The organism is Paenibacillus macquariensis (genome assembly GCF_900156375.1).
GTDB classification, from domain to species: domain Bacteria; phylum Bacillota; class Bacilli; order Paenibacillales; family Paenibacillaceae; genus Paenibacillus_AQ; species Paenibacillus_AQ macquariensis.
In genome coordinates this window covers 19,055-36,617 of record NZ_FTNK01000010.1, presented here as the reverse complement: position 1 = coordinate 36,617, position 17,563 = coordinate 19,055, and the positions used below count along the sequence as shown (strand labels likewise).

Sequence of the window (17,563 nt, the reverse complement as noted above, 5' to 3'; positions counted from 1 at the left end):
CGAATTAGGAAATGAATAAGGTAACATCCGAGTAACAGTATTGTCGCTAGTTATCTGCACAAGACGGGTACTACGCGCGCGTGTGGTAACCCTTGTCTCCATAAGGCTCCAACTTATCTAGCCACTTCTGCTCTAACTCCACTAATTCATTTCGATATTTTTTATTCGTTGGATGGTTTACAGGTACGTTCAAAGGGATCATCCCAATAAGAGATTCACCTTCTTCTAGCTTCAGTTGCTCCAATATTTCCAACTTAAATTGTTGTTCACCATATTCCTTCCATTCCTTCTGCAAGGGTACACAATCATGATTCCCCATGTTTAGTATAAATACCTCTTTATTCAGCGCTCCATGTAAATTCAAGCTACTTCCAATCCACACCTTACCATTCACCAAATTACAAATCTGAAACACACCTATCTTGCGTGGTAGCTGTTGATACTCGTTGACTAACTGTTTACGTCTTTGTTGATCCATTATCCTTCACTCCTATAACTTCATTTGTTATTTGTATAGACTGAACTAAAGGTGAAATTGAACTTTAGTTCAGTCTATTTACATAGATTGAGCTAAAGATGAAATTGACGTACTTTAGTTCAGTCTATTTCGCTTTACTTTTCACCCAATAGCGACTACCATCTGCTTCTCGGTCCATAAATCCATATTCGATCAAATAACGTCTTAATGTGACATAGTCATCTAGGCGCGCTTTCAAGATTTCATTGACCTCTTTCTCCGAATAGTGCTTTTGAACATCAAATAATTTCGTGAGATATCGCATAATAACAATTCTACGCTTCTCCTTCTTCGGGAACTCCTTTAACGGGCCATCTAAGCCTTGATTGAAATAGATCTTGAGAATCTCTTCGTTCTCTTGTTCCGTAATGGCATGCCGCTCATCCAGTAAGGAAGGGGAATCATGAATGTGAATATACTTGCTCTTATGACTCGACCGCTCCTCTACAAGTTCCATAATGGACAGAAACACCTTCGCTTGCTTCATCTTCTCCCGTAATGTAAACCGATGATTACGAATAGTAGAGGAACTTCCGCCATCTAATTCTTTAACGATCTCTTGATCGCTGAGTCCCATTTGAAAATAGTTCAGTAACGTTCGTTGTAACTCCGTTAACCCAGTCCATTTCTTATCGAGTCCCAGTAAAAAGTCCACCATCGACGTATGCTCACTCGCAATATGACGACGCACATACTTCTCAGCTTCGTATAATACGCCCTCATCCTGATAGATAATGCCTTTCTCATAACGTTTGCCGCAGACCAAACATTCATACACCTCGTGCTCTTGATCGAACACGTATCCTTGCTTCATTTCTTCCATACTTGCGTTCCAGAACAATTCAGATAAATGAGTCATATTCATAGACACCCTTCAGTTTCGTTTGCTTTATTAATAAACATTATATATTATTGTTTGTTTTATTTCAAGTTACACATCAGAGTATACGGGAGTCCAATTCCCATTTAACATAGCAAAAAAGCAGTCCAAAGCTACGATTGTAGCTTCGAACTGCTTTCTGTGTATCCCTTACCTTACTAGCAATTTAGGCGGATAGGATTAGGATATTATTCCCGTCCACTTTTCAATTCTGTCCAATAACGGTCATAGAATTGTAGGCTATCGCCTACATCACTTAACCACTCTACTCGATTTAATTCATCCGCAGAGAGATTAATCATTGTATTATTGCGGTATGTTTCACTATGGAACTCCATAGCCTTAGTATTTGGATCACTATATCCAATCGCTTCATAATTCGCTGCACTTACTTTAGGATCTAACATATAATTAATAAATTTCTCTGCTAACGCTTTGTTCTTAGCCCCTTTAGGGATGGCGTAGTTATCAGAGAATATCGTTGCGCCTTCTTTTGGTACCACATAGGCAATATCAGGATTGTCTTTCACAATATACGCGGCATCCCCGGACCATACTGTGCTGATCCAACCTTCTTCTTGAATCATTTTTTGTTTAATTGTATCCGTATCAAAAGCAAGCACGTTCGGAAGTAATTTCTTAAGATCATCTACGGCAGTTTTAATCTCCGTTTGATTAGTCGTACTGTTAGAGAAACCATGTTTCTTAAGAGCCATACCGATCATTTCACGGTTGTCATCCAATAGCAATACTTTGCCCTTGTAAGCTGGATTCCATAGATCTTCCCAACTATCGATTGGGTCTTTAATATATTTCTTGTTATATGCAATTCCGGTTACACCAGAAGTATAGACAATGGAATATTTATTGCCTGGATCGAACGTTGGATCTTTGAATGTATCCGCAATGTTTGTGTAATTGGGGATATTATTCTTATCCAGTGGTTCAAGCAGATTGTTCTTGATCATCGTCTCCACCATATAATCAGAAGGTTGGATCAGATCATAACCTCCGCCTCCAGCTTTAATCTTAGCTAAAAGGTCCTCATTGTTTGCAAAAATATCATAGGTTACGTCCACATTGAACTCTTTCTCGAAATCTGATATTACCGTTTCATTGAAATTATCCGCCCAACTGTAAATATGCAACTTCTCCTTAGAAGAACAACCAGCCAACAGAGAAATGGCCAACACGCCTACTCCTAGCATACTTAACAATCCAGTTCTTTTCACAGTTACGTATCTCCTCTCTTTCGTCACACCATTGTATTTGAAAGATTCACAAGCCATGACTCTCACAGCTTGATTATCTAACATTCAAGATAAATTAGTTCTCACACTTTAGACATTAAAAGGGCAGCATCTTATGTTTCTTCTGACCTTTACCACGGTTCAATACGTATTGCGCTAACAATATTAACGTAATGCTAACGAGAATTAACAGTGTACAGAGTGCATTGATCTCCGGTGAGATTCCTCGTTTTACTTGTCCATAAATATAGATTGGAAGCGTCGTAGAGCTAGGCCCAGCCACGAAGAAACTAACCATGAAATCATCAAGGGAAAGCGTAAAGGCGATCAACGCCCCCGAAATGATACCAGGCGTAATCTGTGGTAATGTAACATGCCGAAACGTTTGCCAATACGTAGCTCCCAGATCCTGTGCTGCTTCTTCAAGCTGTCTGCCCATACCTGCCAATCTGGCATTCACGACAACATATACATAAGACATACTGAATGTGATATGAGCAATCATAACCGTGGACTTTCCTAATGGAATCTGTAGTTGACTGAACAATACCAACAACGACAGTCCCATGATAATATCCGGTATAATCACAGGCATATACAGCACCCCATTTAGCGGACCTCTCCACTTCCTCGCTATATCCCGCATGGACAAAGCTGAAATTGTTCCTAAAAGGGTGGCTGCAATCGTAGATACTACTGCTACAATGAGACTATTCGTTAAAGCTTCCATGACGTGGCGATCTTTCAGTAAGGAAACATACCAGTCTAAGGTAAATCCTTTCCAATCTCCGCTTAGTCGTGTGTTGTTGAATGAATACACCATAACAAGTACAATCGGCACATAAATGAAAATCATCATTAGCGCAGAATGAATACCGAGAAGAGGATGTCCTTTCTTCTTCATACGTTCCCCCCCTCCCTTGTTCGATCGCTTCGAGACTTCATCACTCGGCTAAATAATATAATCAGTACGAGCGAAGTCAGGACAAAGATAACCGAAAGAGCTGAACCGAAAGGCCAATTGCGCGCCCCTAGGAACTGAGCTTGAATAATATTACTAATCATAGAGGATTTAGACCCCCCTAGAATATCTGTCACAACAAACATTCCTGCGGTAGACACAAACACGAGCACAGACCCGGTCATAATACCTGCTTTACTCTGTGGTAATGCAATGTGCCAGAATGCCTTCCAACGACTAGCCCCTAGATCACTTGCAGCATCTAACAAACGTCGATCAATCTGCTCTATAGCTACATATAGCGGTAGCACCATAAAAGGAACAAAATTATAGACCATTCCTAGCAGAACAGCTCCCTTTGTATACAGCATTTGCAAGGGTTCATCGATCCATCCGAAATGGATCAATAAACTATTGACCACGCCCTGAGTTCTGAGCAACAATACCCACGCATAAGTCCGAATCAAGAAATTAATCCAGAACGGAATTGTAATCAGAATCAGACCCCAATTCTGCACTCGGGGAGAGGAATTCGCTAAGTAGTAAGCTAAAGGATAACTTACAACAAGACATATCACTGTCGTTGTGATTGATAGCACAATCGTATCCCAATAAATACCCAGATAGAGGGAGTCCCAAAATGTTTTATAGCCTTCCCAACTAAAACTATAGACAACATTACCCAGTGTGTCGCGTTGCATAAAAGACATCGCTACGACGATAAGCATAGGTACAATCAGAAATAAACCTAACCATATGAGTACCGGTGTAAAGAACCATTTAGACTTGTTCACGGCTGGATCACCACCTCATCCTTAGGGTTCCAGCTCACCCCAATTCGCTCACCTACTCGCCAAGATTCTTCATCTGTAGAATCCAGTACGATGGTTACCGTCAAGGCTTGTTGCTCACCTACTTGATCAAGTACAACCATTAATTTATGCACATTCCCTAAATACAGTACATCTTGAATTACGCCTGACTTCATTGAACCTTCTTCGCTTCGTTGCGGGCGTAGTTTCTCAGGTCTTACGGCAAATGAACCTTGGGGAGAAGTGAAAATATTATTCTCACCGACAAAAGTTGCAGCAAACAGCGTACGTGGCGATGAGTAAATTTCTTTAGGGGTTCCGATCTGCTCAACCTGTCCATTATTTAAAATAACAATGCGATCAGACATCATCATAGCTTCTTCTTGATCATGTGTTACATACACGAATGTAATACCAAGTGTACGTTGAAGATGCTTCAACTCGGTTTGTAAGTTTTTGCGTAGTTGTAAATCGAGCGCACCAAGTGGCTCATCAAGCAATAATACTTTAGGTTTATTCACTATAGCTCGGGCAATAGCTACTCTCTGTTGTTGACCTCCTGAGAGCTGATGAGGGTACCGCGATGTTAGAGCCGTTAATTGCGTCATGGCAACAGCCTCTGCAATCCGCTCCTTTTGTTGTTCCTTCGGAATCTTTTTCATTTTAAGACCAAATTCAATATTTTCTTCCACAGTCATATGCGGAAATAGAGCATAATGCTGAAATACTAAGTTCAAATCTCTTTCGTTAGGAGGATTATCGGTAACCACTTTCCCAGCAAGCACAATATTCCCACTAGTCGGTTGTTCAAATCCCGCAATCATACGAAGAATGGTCGTCTTGCCACATCCACTCGGTCCAAGCAACGTGAGAAATTCACCTTCCTCAATAACCATAGACAATGGTTTCACCACCACTTGCCCTTGAAATTGTTTCTCGATCTCAACGAGTTCAATCATAAGTACCATCCCCTTTTTTATCATATATCCGTTCATTTATCCTTGAGTATATAACCTCTTACATTTTGAAAAAGCCATATCATCTGTATGGCTTACTTTTATTGTTATTATTCAACCATTTGATTTCAAAAATTCGTAGCATTTTCGCATATTCACTATAACGTTTTTCTCCTTGAGGTACAACATCTTTCTATCATCATCGACAAGTACCTGGCAACTTTCGTCACAATATAGTAATGATTGAGATACAAGTAAGAATAGCGAATGAAGTGCATTTTATAATTTCTTATATTTGAACAAAAACCTATACTATCTTATTATCACAAAAAAGTCACCTTTCCGCGACAATAGCTTGTCGAAGAAAGGTGACTTTTGAGCGCACAACGGTTGTTTTTAGAAATTATTTAAGTTCGAACTGAACACTAAGCTGCGTAGACACTTTCACTTCGCCTGCTTCAACAGCTGTTGGGCCTGCTGCGTCCATACTTGACTTCGAATTCATTAACATCTCTCTTTGTCCGTATACGATGGAGTCATTAGCATCACCTTGATTCACAACCAGTACTATACCTAATGTCCGATTTGCTGCTTTGGCAATTGCATTTGCCTTCACAGTAGCATTCGCCATGGCTTTCTCAATCACTTTTGTTTCGAACTGGTCACTATTCTCTACAGAGAAGCGAACATTATCAATACTATTTGCCCCAGCCGTTGATGCTGCATCAAGCAATTGGCCAATTTTAGTAAGATCACGATACGCAACTTCAATGGTATGATTCGCGTTGTATCCTTTTACCTTTTGCCCTTCTTTTTCCGTGTAGACGTAATTAGGTTGTACATAGAACTGTGTAGTCTTGAGATCTTTATCAGCTATCTTCCATGTTTTCTTCAATAAATCATTCAGTTTCTGCATCTTAGCCGCATTTGCCTTCTGTGCCGCTTGAGCCGTCTCCGCCTGTGAAGTTACACCGATCGATAGATATGCGATATCCGGTGTGATGGATATTTCACCTTTACCGACAACATTGATCACATTACGTTGAACTTCATCCGCATACACTTTCGATCCCAATGAACTCACCCCTGTTAACCCAAACACTAACGCCCCAGCAATCATTATACTTCCTGTCATCTTTACCCAACTTTTCATAACTTCGCCCCCTAAAAGTTTTACGAAGTAAAACTTACTTCGTAAGCATTAACCTAGTTTTATGAAGTAAAGCTACTTCGTAAGCGTAATCCTAGTTTTACAAAGTAAAACTTACTTCGTAAGCAGTTCATCCTTCATTTACCTTTTAGACGAGGTTTATTGGAAAATGTTGCATAGAAAGACAAACAATTTTGATTGCTAAATTTAACTTGCCTATTCTACCAGTAATCTAAGGTTTTTCTCAGCATTCTTCGTATTATCCAGACTCACTTGATTGTTGTTAAGTAAGGATTGTAGGGTTGCCGAAAGTTCTTCTAAAGTAGCTGACGTCTGCTCATTAACAGAAGCCAAATGATTCGTTGAATCGCCCACAGAACTAGAGAACTGAGTCACTTTCTGCATCATACCTCCATACTCCTCCGAAACTTGGAGTAGTGTTCCAATGGAACCTTTAATAGATTCAAAAGCATCAGCTGTCTCTTGGGTCAGTTCACTGCTCATTTGCATACGTTTGGCTACCAAGTTCATTCTTTGCAGCGTCCCATTCGTCTGTTCTGAGAATCCTTGTAGTTGCGTCGTAATCTGTTCTGCCGAATTTGAGGTAAGCTCTGAAAGTTTACGTATTTCCATAGCAACGACGGAGAAACCACGTCCATATTCCCCTGCACGGGCCGCTTCTATACTCGCATTTAGAGAAAGTAAATTCGTCTGATTCGCTATTTCACGTATAGTCTGGCTAAATTGAGAAGTTTCATTCACACGCACCGTAAGTTCCTGAATATCGGACGCCATCGCATCAATTTCCTCTTTGAATTCAAGGATTGTACCACTTAACGTCTCGACCTTTTCCTTACCCATTATAGATAGATGGTTCGTCTCATTGGTCTTGTCGATAAGTGTCTCCGTAGAGGTTGTCATTTCATGTATCATAACGCCCATCTTCTGAATCGAATCATTAATGGAAAGTGTTGTATCTACTTGCGTTACAGCACCCGTTGCTATTTCCTGAAATGCCACGTTCATTTCTTGAAACGAAGATGTGTTATCTTCCATAGATTGCGTGATATCTTTCATGTTTTGTGACACGACAACGACATTTCCCACTAATTGTTCCTTCTGTACTTGTTGATCATTCAGTAAATATTCTGATTGCGTACGCGATTCCTCTGTATTCTTCTTTAATGCTTCTGACACACGTAGCAATAAAATAACTATAATACACGCAACCACATAACTACCTATGATTGAAATACCAGTTCCAGAGGTATCTATTCCTTGTATATTCGCCGTGCAAATATATATTGTGAAGCCTAATCCTATTACCAAAGTAATGTATGTAATACTCTGTTTCATGCTAATCAAAGAAAAAATAATTAAGTAATACACCATAGTGATAGCCATTATTGAAGGTTCGTTAATAATTCGAAATCCGTAGCTTAGTAACGTACCTATCATTCCGATATACGCATTCGTGTGTATATATTTACCTTTTAGATGAAACCTTAACATAAATCCCAAAGTAAGAATGCTACATACGCTGCTGATATTATTCATCGACGTAATGTCAGTAGATACTGTTCCTAGCCCCATTACAGTTGAAATAAGTACAGCAATAATAAGAATGAAATTACGTCTTATAACATCCCTATCTCTAACAGAGATTGATTCATCTTTGTGCTTATTAATAGCTCCCAGCAATGATGATTTCATAATTCTTCTCATAACTCCCTCTGATCTGAAATGTTTACTTATACCTTATTTGATAACACTATGTAAGATATTATATATATCGGCAGGATTCTTATCATTGATGAGATCTGTCCATAACAAATTACACATTAATCAAAAAAAAATAGCAGCTAATCCCTATGATGGGTAGCTGCTATTTGTTCGTGATATTGGGGTCTTATTGATTCTCTAATTCTTCCTTACTTACCAAATTTACTAAAGCGGTTACAGCCTGCTCGGCATCAGCACCATCTGCGCTAATATCAACTTCCGTACCAGAACTGATTGCAAGGCTCATGATTCCCATAATACTCTTTGCATTCACTTTTTTATCATCTTTTTCCACGAAAATTTCAGACGAGTACTTATTGGCTTCTTGGACAAACAACGCTGCCGGTCTCGCATGGAGACCCGTCTTTAGACGGACAACTACCGGGTGTTTTATCATGGAAACTTACCCCCTATTTATAAATCTGTACACTGTACACACATTTAATTTAAGAACATTATACCATTATAACATGAAGGACACTAGAAGAAAAAAACTCAGCCATTACGAATCTTATCCGCCATCTCATCAAGCTTACGTAGACGATGATTCACACCTGATTTACTGACGGCACCTTTTAGCATTTCGCCAACTTCCTTCAAGTTCATATCAGGGTGAACAAGCCTTACTTCGGCTACTTCTCGCAATTTCAGAGGCAAATTCTCAAGTCCCAACTCACGTTGTAACAATTTAATATTCTCAATCTGCCTTACTGCCGCGCCAATCGTCTTATTCAGATTCGCAGTCTCACAGTTAACGATACGATTCACAGAATTCCTCATATCTCGCATGATACGAACATCCTCGAATTTGAACAACGATTGATGTGCACCGATCAAGCTGAGAAATTCAATAATTTTCTCGCCTTCTTTAATGTAAAGAACAAAGCCCTTCTTACGCTCAATAAACCGAGCATTCAACTTAAACTGGTTAGCTAAATCTACCAACGCCTTGCAGTGATCTTCATACATAGAAGAAATTTCGAGATGGTATGAAGAACCCTCCGGGTTATTAACGGATCCACCAGCCATAAATGCCCCTCGTAAATAAGCCCTCTTACAACAGTTTTTGCGTATGAGATCTGACTCAATATCTGGTGTGAATAGAAAACCTTCTGAAACAATATACAGTTCCTTCAGAATTTCCTGTACACGAGCAGGTATGCGTACGATATAGACGTTATTCTTCTTCAATCTCATTTTTTTACGCACAAGTAGCTCAGTATGTGCCTGGAAATATTTTTTGATTAAGGAATAAATCCGTCTTGCTATCGCGGCATTTTCTGTCGAGATATCTAATATGACCTTTTTATTCGATAACTGAACAGAACCATTCATACGAATTAACGCTGATAACTCAGCTTTCTCGCAGCATGCCTGTCCTTCGACCATAGTTAATTCTTTTTTCGTCTGTGCCGCAAACGACAAGGGACTCACCTCTCTCGTAAAATCCAATTTTGCACGAGCTGGTAGATATGTTGACTTAGCTTCTCAGCATCATGTCGTAGATATGTCCGGAATAGGACTAGCGTATCGGCAATAACCTGGTAACCTTGTCCTTGCACTTCATCCCAATCCACTTGAACGGGCCTTGCACCCTTTTCGGCATATCTATCTTGCACTTCCGTTGGAATATCACCATTATTTACAATGACATAATCAAATAGCTGTGTACCCACATGATCGTAGATCGCCTTAAGATGATCACTTACTGTATAATTGTCGGTTTCTCCGGGTTGCGTCATTACATTGCATATAAAAATCTTAATCGCTTTTGATGCACATACAGCCTCAACAAGTTTGGGAACGAGTAAATTAGGAAGAATACTTGTATACAAACTACCGGGTCCAATCAAGATGGCATCCGCTTGTCGAATCGCTTCAACAGCTTCTGGCAACGGCTCCACGTGAGCCGGATCAAGGAAAACACGCTTAATTCTTCCACCGTGTTCCGGTATTTTGGATTCTCCGACGACAATACTCCCGTCTTCCATCTCAGCACGAAGCGTTACCGCAACTCCTGCAGCAGGCAGTACTTGCCCCCGAACAGCAAATACCTTACTAAGCTCCCGTACTGCAGTTACGAAGTCGCCCGTAATATCGGTCATCCCTGCTAATATCAAATTCCCAAGACTATGACCTGCAAGTCCTGTACCACTGCTAAAACGATAGCTTAACATTTCCGAAAGTAGCGGTTCTACATCTGCAAGCGCAGTTAATACGTTACGAATATCTCCTGGTGGAGGCATCTGCATCTCACTGCGCAGAATGCCTGAACTTCCTCCATCATCAGCTACAGTGACAATGGCTGTGATATCAAGCGGCTTTTCTTTCAATCCCCGAAGCATAACGGACAATCCCGTTCCTCCACCCATAACAACAATTCGCGGACGCGATCCAGTTGATTCTGCCACTTTCATCATACTTCACCTCATTAATGCCGGTCACGATCACGCTCAGAGTCTCGGTGGCTAACGGAGACCTTCTCCGTCTTACTAACACCCAGCATCTTACCTAGGTACTCAGCAATTGCAACTGAACGATGCTTGCCCCCTGTACATCCGATAGCGATAATGACCTGGCTCTTACCTTCTTTATAATACTGTGGAATTAAGAAATGGAGCATATCCAACAATTTAGTTAAGAACAATTGGGTTTCAGCCCACTTCAACACATAGTCATACACTTCACTGTCTTGACCCGTCCGAGGACGCAAATGATCCACGTAATGCGGGTTCGGCAAGAATCTTACATCAAATACCAGATCCGCATCGATTGGAATACCGTATTTAAACCCAAATGATGTAATATTCACAGATAACGTATTAGGTTCGATATTAGAGAATCGAGAAATGATTTTCTCTTTCAACTGCCCTGGCTTCGTATTACTTGTATCGATCAACTGTGTTGCAGAATCTTTAAGCTCCTCCAACATCTTGCGCTCTAAGCGGATACCATCAAGCGGCATCCCCTCTGGAGCTAGCGGATGACGTCTACGACTCTCTTTATATCTTTGTACTAGAACCGCGTCTGTTGCATCAAGAAATAGAATCTCGCAACGCATCGTGAAATGCTCTTTAATATATAATAAAGATTCAGATAAGGCCGTGAAGAACTCTCGCCCTCTTAAGTCAATGACTAAGGCGATTTTAGCGATCTTACCGTTCGATTGTTCTATTAATTCTCCAAACTTAGGGATCAATACAGGTGGTAGATTATCCACACAGAAGAATCCAAGATCCTCTAAGCTTTGTACTGCAAGTGTTTTCCCCGCGCCTGACATCCCTGTAATAATAATCAAGTTGGCCATGGCCGACGTAGTATTTTCAGTTTCCTGCATCAGCTTCCACTCCCTTGTCAATGAGTCCCACCAGCTGTTGACTGGTATATTCAAACAGGAAGCATGCTATGAACGAAGAAGCAGACCTGCAGCCCCAACAATTCCTGCTTTGTTACCTAATATAGCTGGTAGAATCGATACGCCACGTTGTAGTGGCTCTGGCGTGAATTTTGCAAATACCTCGCGAACTTCATTAAAGAGAATATCGCCTGCATATGCAACACCACCGCCAACGATAAACACTTCAGGGTTCAATACAGCGGCTACAGCTGCCATCGATTTACCTAAATAAAATGCTGCACGGGTTACAATACGTAAGGCCACTTCATCGCCAGCTTTGGCTGCGTCGAATACTTCCTTCGCGTTCATCACTTCTACCGTTGAGAGCGTTGTACGATCTCCACGTTCAACTGCATCCTTCGCCATACGAATAATACCTGTTGCAGAAGATACGGTTTCTAAACAGCCCTTTTTGCCACATCCACATTGGATAGCTTCCAAATCGGGAACAACTGCAATATGTCCAACCTCTCCTGCCATTCCTGACGAACCTTGATAAATCTTACCATCTAAAATAACGCCCCCACCTACGCCTGTTCCAAGCGTATAGCAGACACAATTATCCAATCCGCGTCCCGCGCCACTCCAAGCTTCGCCCAAAGCAGCCACATTAGCATCGTTATCTATTTTTACAGGCTTGCCAAGACGCTCCTCTAGAAGAGAACGTATCGGAACATCCGAAAAACCTAAGTTGGGTGCTTGAACAATAATCCCTTCACGGACATTCGTAAAGCCGGCAACCCCAGCTCCTACACCTACTAGCTGATCCCAGCTAAATGGTGATTTCTCAACAATGTCACGCACATATTGCACGATATTGTCAATTACGACTTCAACGCCTTTTGCAACCTCCGTGGGACCTTCATGCGTTAGAAGAAGATTCCCCTCTTGATCACAAATCCCAACTTTAATCGCCGTTCCACCTAAATCCACACCAACATAGATACTTTCAGACATGTTCCAGCCACCTTTTTTCAATCTAAAATAGTTTTGAGCCTACGTACCCACTATAAGTGATGCCCTCATTCTGGTCAAGAGAAGCTAGACTCTATCATAAAGCCATTCGATAGAATTAAAGCTTCATTATATAGCCTATTCAGAGGATATCATGTGAGTCATTGCAGCTTTTGTGATTAATTGCACAAGCAATATAGATAGTTATGACAATTGTCATCTGCATAAGGTGACAGTCTTAACTAACAAGTACGCAGCATATTTCTTAAAATATAAGAAAGAATACGTTCCACTTGATACTTCGTTCCTTATATTTCCGCTAAAACGAGTTCCGTCTATGAAAAGGATGGCATTGCCGTTTCTACTAGTGATGAAGTTAAGAGTTATTTCAAATGCCAATGGAGGTTTTATGTATGGACACAATTGTGGAAATGAAACATGTAAGCAAGCAATTTGGAAATAAAAAAGCTGTGGACGATGTCTCCCTTTTGATTGAAAAAGGCTCTATCGTTGCCATTCTTGGTCCTAACGGAGCAGGAAAAACAACGGTGATATCCATGTTATTAGGTCTGATTAAGCCAACTCAAGGCACCGTACAAGTAATGGGTAAGGACCCTAGGGATATAGAAGTACGACAAAAAATCGGTGCAATGCTACAAGAGGTTAGTGTCATGGATGCTTTGAAGGTACATGAGCTCATTGATTTAATTCGTAGCTACTATCCTCGGCCTCTTGATATCGATCAACTGACTCCACTTACGGGTCTACAAGATAAAGATCTAAACCGATATGCCAATAAGTTATCTGGCGGTCAGAAGCGTAGACTTGGGTTCACTCTCGCACTTGCTGGTAACCCTGATCTGATCTTCTTAGATGAACCCACCGTCGGGTTAGATGTAACCGCTCGTCGTGTGTTCTGGGATCAAGTCCGTACACTGACGACACAAGGTAAAACCATTCTATTTACAACCCATTACCTACCAGAAGCTGAAGACTATGCAGACCGCGTTATTTTATTTGATCAAGGGGTTATCATTGCTGATGGTACACCTGACGCTATCAAATCTAAGCTTACCTTATCCTCTGTCTCCTTTAAATCGGAAGATTCTGATCTACGTGACATCCTACGCAAATTACCAAATGTTAGTGATGTATATGAAAAGGACGGACGAATCTATACCGTTACCGAAGATACAGACGGCATGTTGGCATCCATCTTTGAGAATAAATTCGCAGTAAGGGATATCCGAGTCGAACACGGTCGCCTTGACGATGCTTTTGAACAATTAACAACACATGCTGAAATAGATAACAAAGGAGCGGTTAAATCATGATGAACGTGATAACCATGCAGTGTAAAGCGGAGTTGCTAAGAATATTCCGAAATCCTTATTATGTATTCTGGTCTTTGATTTTACCTATCATTTTCTATTATATATTCACTCGGATCGTGAACACCAACACCGACGATAATGGATTATGGCAAGCGCATTATTTGATGTCCATGACCACATTTAGTGTGATGGGTTCTTCCATCATGACGCTGGGTATTCGTATCGTACAGGAACGGGTTCATGGCTGGTCCACGTACATGAGAATTACGCCACTTCCTGAAGGTGTGTATTTCTTTGGCAAAATGTTCGGGCAATCAGTGATGCATTTATTTTCTATTATCATTATTTTTGTAGCTGGATATATCATCAATGGCGTGTCCCTATCTGCGTCACAGTGGATTCTCAGTGGATTGTGGATATTAATAGCATGTGCACCATTCCTAGCCTTAGGTACATTAATTGGAACAATGAAAAAAGTGGACACTGCAAGTGGCGTTAGTAATGCAGTCTATATGGTATTAGCTATATTGGGCGGCATGTGGTTCCCTACGGATTCATTTCCAAAAGGATTGCAAATGGTGAGTCACTGGTTACCTTCCTATAACTTTGGAAATGGTGCTTGGGAGCTTATTCAAGGCAATGCCCTTAGGTGGGAAAATATACTAATTTTAATCGGATATCTTGTTTTCTTCGTGGTATTATCAACTTATATCCGAAAAAAACAGGAAGTGGTGTAGCTCCCTATGCACGAACGCTTTAATTTTTTCCCCAAAAAATTAGGATACTTCCCTTATTTTTGGCTCATTTATATCTTATTTCCTGTCTTTTATATGGCTCAAGAGCATGGTATAAAGATGGTATGCGGTTATTTAATGATCGGGGTATTCGTGGTCTCCTATCGACAGCTTTATTTCGCTTCAGAGCAAGGGAGTTTTTCCTATTGGCTTGCCTCACAGATGGCTATTATTACGATTCTCAGCTTATTTTATAACCCTTACAATTTATTCATGGGTTTCTTCACCGCTAACTTCATCGGATATTACACTAATTCGTTAAAATTTAAGATATCCTTAATTTCATTAGCAATCATTGAAATGCTACCGATTGTTCTGAATTTGAAGAACATTCATCCAATGGAATACTTTTTCTTTCTCCCGTTTATCATCATAATGCTGATCACTCCTTTTGGAATACAATCTATGAATAAACACCGACAGCTTGAGATGAAATTAGATGAGGCCAATGAACATATTAAACAACTCGTTAAGCGAGAAGAAAGGATGCGTATTGCAAGAGATCTGCATGACACACTTGGACACACATTGTCTTTGATTACCTTGAAGAGTCAGATTGTGGATCGACTCATTACTAAGGATCCAGCACGTGCTCAGCTCGAAGCCAAAGAGATTGAGCGTACATCAAGGGCAGCACTTCGTCAGGTTCGCGAACTTGTATCGGATATGCGTGCGGTTACGATCGCTGAAGAAATGCTGGAGGTACAGGTCATTTTACAAAGTGCCGATATCGCCTCCCATTTCGAAGGGGATACTGACCTTGTCGGAGTACCCGATCTAACTCAGAATATTCTCAGTCTATGCCTTCGGGAAGCGATTACGAATATTGTGAAGCATAGCGGAGCGAAGCGTTGTTCGGTTCGCCTTGAACATAAGAACTCAGAAGTTACGCTCATCATTCGTGATGATGGTATTGGGCTCAAAGAAGATCATCAAGATGGCAATGGATTAAAAGGCATGAACGAACGTCTTTCTTTAATCGAGGGTTCTTTAGCAGTATCTTCAGGGGAAGGTACCATATACTCTATCAATATACCTATCATCATTAAGGAGGAGACCGCATGATACGAATCCTTATTGCCGAAGACCAACGAATGTTACGCGGTGCATTAGCTTTACTATTAGATTTAGAAGATGATATCGAAGTGGTAGGTCAGGCTTGTGATGGTGAGGAAGCCTTGTCTCTCATCACTTCCCTTCAACCAGATGTCTGCTTGCTGGACATCGAGATGCCCGTCAAGACGGGTCTGGATGTCGCTGAACAATTGATCGAACGAGGTTCCACTACTAGAGTCATCATTCTAACCACCTTCGCTCGTACCGGTTACTTCGAGCGTGCCGTAAAAGCAAATGTTCAAGGATATCTATTAAAAGATGGACCGACTGAGCAACTTGCAGAGTCTATTCGACGTGTCATGAAGGGGCATCGAGAGATTTCCCCTGAACTCATATTCGGGACGATAAAGGAAGAGAATCCACTTAATGCACGTGAACGTGAGATTCTATCTCTATCTGCTCAAGGGAAGACAGCCAATGAAATATCAGCCATGCTACACCTTTCCTACGGAACGGTACGCAACTATATCTCCGAAGCCTTGAATAAACTTGATGCTAAGAACCGCATTGAGGGTATCCGGGTGGCAGAGCAGAAAGGCTGGTTGTAGGGTGGAAAAGAAATCCTACAATGATGGAAATGTAACGATTATGGGATTGGGACTGGATTAAGCTAATCCCCCATTATTGCGGACAAAAAAACCTGACGGATATTTCTCCGTCAGGTTCTTCTTATTTAGCAAACGTAATTTAGTACTACTCGCCTAGGGTCTGGCTCCAGTCATGAACCATGTTGCCTTCAATGAATTTCTCTGCATCCATAGCAGCCATACAACCTGAACCTGCCGCTGAAATAGCCTGACGATAACGCGTATCCTGCACATCACCACATGCAAATACACCTGGAATGTTTGTTTCCGTCGTACCTGGCTTCACAACGATATAACCTACATCGTCTGTCGTGATTTGCTTGTTCAAGAACGCGGTATTTGGTGTATGTCCAATCGCTACGAACAAACCATCCGCTTCAATCAATTCTTCCTCATTGGTCTCATTGTTAAGTACTTTCAGACCTTTAAGACCCATACCTTCTGTAACCACTTCTAGAGGTGTACGATTCAATGCCCATAGAACCTTTTCATTCGCGCGCGCGCGATCTTGCATGATCTTGGAAGCACGCATCTCTTCACGACGATGAACTAGCGTTACGCTAGAACCAAAACGTGTTAAGAAGTTAGCTTCTTCCATTGCGGAATCGCCGCCTCCAACCACGATGATCTTTTTCCCACGGAAGAAGAATCCGTCACACGTAGCACATGTACTAACACCACGTCCGATATTCTCCTGTTCACCTGGAATGCCGATATATTTCGCTGAAGCACCTGTTGAAATAATAACCGTCTCAGCCAGTAATTCTCCCATGCCATCTACATTGACCTTAAACGGTCTTGCCGAGAAATCTACCGTCTCAACCCAACCCGTTTTAAATTCAGCTCCGAAACGCTCTGCTTGCTTACGCATATTATCCATCAATTCAGGTCCCATAATACCTTCTGGGAAGCCTGGGAAATTCTCAATTTCAGTCGTAGTCGTTAACTGACCACCTGGTTGCATACCTTCAATAACTAGTGGTTTCATATTCGCACGTGCTAGATAAATAGCTGCCGTTAGTCCTGCTGGACCCGTTCCAATAACAATCGATTTATACATTTCGTTTGACCTC

The 17,563-nt window shown here is 41.2% G+C and carries 18 protein-coding genes; 4 read left to right on the top strand and 14 right to left on the bottom strand.

The window, feature by feature from the left end:
• Positions 1-70 precede the first annotated feature (70 nt).
• The 13 genes from BW961_RS17725 to BW961_RS17665 form a co-directional block, all read right to left on the bottom strand.
• Entirely contained in the window at positions 71-478 is a 408-nt protein-coding gene (locus BW961_RS17725; RefSeq protein WP_068584585.1) for a GIY-YIG nuclease family protein, read from the bottom strand.
• A 124-nt stretch (positions 479-602) separates the two neighbouring features.
• Positions 603-1,376: a DUF2087 domain-containing protein gene (locus BW961_RS17720; protein ID WP_068584675.1), complete on the bottom strand. Its 774-nt coding sequence runs from the start codon at positions 1,374-1,376 to the stop codon at positions 603-605.
• A gap of 209 nt (positions 1,377-1,585) precedes the next feature.
• Positions 1,586-2,605, bottom strand: coding sequence for a polyamine ABC transporter substrate-binding protein (locus BW961_RS17715; RefSeq protein WP_170878584.1), 1,020 nt, complete (start codon positions 2,603-2,605; stop codon positions 1,586-1,588).
• 139 nt (positions 2,606-2,744) lie between these two features.
• Positions 2,745-3,551, bottom strand: coding sequence for an ABC transporter permease (locus BW961_RS17710; protein ID WP_068584587.1), 807 nt, complete (start codon positions 3,549-3,551; stop codon positions 2,745-2,747).
• Positions 3,548-4,402, bottom strand: a complete 855-nt coding sequence (locus tag BW961_RS17705) for an ABC transporter permease (RefSeq protein WP_068584590.1) — start codon at positions 4,400-4,402, stop codon at positions 3,548-3,550. The genes BW961_RS17710 and BW961_RS17705 overlap by 4 nt, the downstream gene beginning before the upstream one ends.
• Entirely contained in the window at positions 4,399-5,379 is a 981-nt protein-coding gene (locus BW961_RS17700; RefSeq protein ID WP_068584593.1) for an ABC transporter ATP-binding protein, read from the bottom strand. Before BW961_RS17700 ends, BW961_RS17705 begins: the two co-directional genes overlap by 4 nt.
• A gap of 400 nt (positions 5,380-5,779) precedes the next feature.
• Entirely contained in the window at positions 5,780-6,529 is a 750-nt protein-coding gene (locus tag BW961_RS17695) for an SIMPL domain-containing protein (RefSeq protein ID WP_068584596.1), read from the bottom strand.
• 213 nt (positions 6,530-6,742) lie between these two features.
• The gene (locus BW961_RS17690; protein WP_068584598.1) at positions 6,743-8,239 is read right to left on the bottom strand and encodes a methyl-accepting chemotaxis protein; all 1,497 of its coding nucleotides are present in this window, start codon (positions 8,237-8,239) and stop codon (positions 6,743-6,745) included.
• A gap of 196 nt (positions 8,240-8,435) precedes the next feature.
• Positions 8,436-8,705, bottom strand: a complete 270-nt coding sequence (locus BW961_RS17685) for an HPr family phosphocarrier protein (RefSeq protein ID WP_068584600.1) — start codon at positions 8,703-8,705, stop codon at positions 8,436-8,438.
• 98 nt (positions 8,706-8,803) lie between these two features.
• Positions 8,804-9,733 (bottom strand): DNA-binding protein WhiA, encoded by a 930-nt coding sequence (gene whiA / locus BW961_RS17680; protein ID WP_068584607.1) that lies wholly within the window; start codon positions 9,731-9,733, stop codon positions 8,804-8,806.
• Positions 9,734-9,738: 5 nt separating this feature from the next.
• Positions 9,739-10,725 (bottom strand): gluconeogenesis factor YvcK family protein, encoded by a 987-nt coding sequence (locus tag BW961_RS17675; RefSeq protein ID WP_068584680.1) that lies wholly within the window; start codon positions 10,723-10,725, stop codon positions 9,739-9,741.
• Positions 10,726-10,739: 14 nt separating this feature from the next.
• Positions 10,740-11,645 (bottom strand): RNase adapter RapZ, encoded by a 906-nt coding sequence (gene rapZ, locus BW961_RS17670; RefSeq protein WP_068584610.1) that lies wholly within the window; start codon positions 11,643-11,645, stop codon positions 10,740-10,742.
• Positions 11,646-11,711: 66 nt separating this feature from the next.
• Positions 11,712-12,662 carry an ROK family glucokinase gene (locus BW961_RS17665; RefSeq protein ID WP_068584612.1) on the bottom strand — a complete coding sequence of 317 codons (951 nt, stop codon included), beginning with the start codon at positions 12,660-12,662 and terminating at the stop codon, positions 11,712-11,714.
• Positions 12,663-13,072: 410 nt separating this feature from the next.
• On the opposite strand from BW961_RS17665, the gene BW961_RS17660 reads away from it, so the two are divergent.
• The 4 genes from BW961_RS17660 to BW961_RS17645 are packed head-to-tail and all read left to right on the top strand — an operon-like array spanning position 13,073 to position 16,451.
• Entirely contained in the window at positions 13,073-13,993 is a 921-nt protein-coding gene (locus BW961_RS17660) for an ABC transporter ATP-binding protein (protein WP_139331683.1), read from the top strand.
• On the top strand, positions 13,993-14,730 hold the full coding sequence (locus BW961_RS17655) for an ABC transporter permease (RefSeq protein WP_068584685.1): 738 nt from the start codon (positions 13,993-13,995) through the stop codon (positions 14,728-14,730). The genes BW961_RS17660 and BW961_RS17655 overlap by 1 nt, the downstream gene beginning before the upstream one ends.
• A gap of 6 nt (positions 14,731-14,736) precedes the next feature.
• A complete protein-coding gene (locus BW961_RS17650; protein WP_068584615.1) occupies positions 14,737-15,852 on the top strand; it encodes a sensor histidine kinase in 1,116 nt (371 codons plus the stop codon).
• Complete coding sequence (locus BW961_RS17645; RefSeq protein ID WP_068584617.1) at positions 15,849-16,451, top strand: response regulator transcription factor; 603 nt, start codon at positions 15,849-15,851, stop codon at positions 16,449-16,451. Before BW961_RS17650 ends, BW961_RS17645 begins: the two co-directional genes overlap by 4 nt.
• Before the next feature lie 145 nt (positions 16,452-16,596).
• Here the strand turns inward: BW961_RS17645 and trxB are convergent, their stop codons facing one another.
• On the bottom strand, positions 16,597-17,550 hold the full coding sequence (gene trxB / locus BW961_RS17640; RefSeq protein ID WP_068584619.1) for a thioredoxin-disulfide reductase: 954 nt from the start codon (positions 17,548-17,550) through the stop codon (positions 16,597-16,599).
• Positions 17,551-17,563 lie beyond the last annotated feature (13 nt).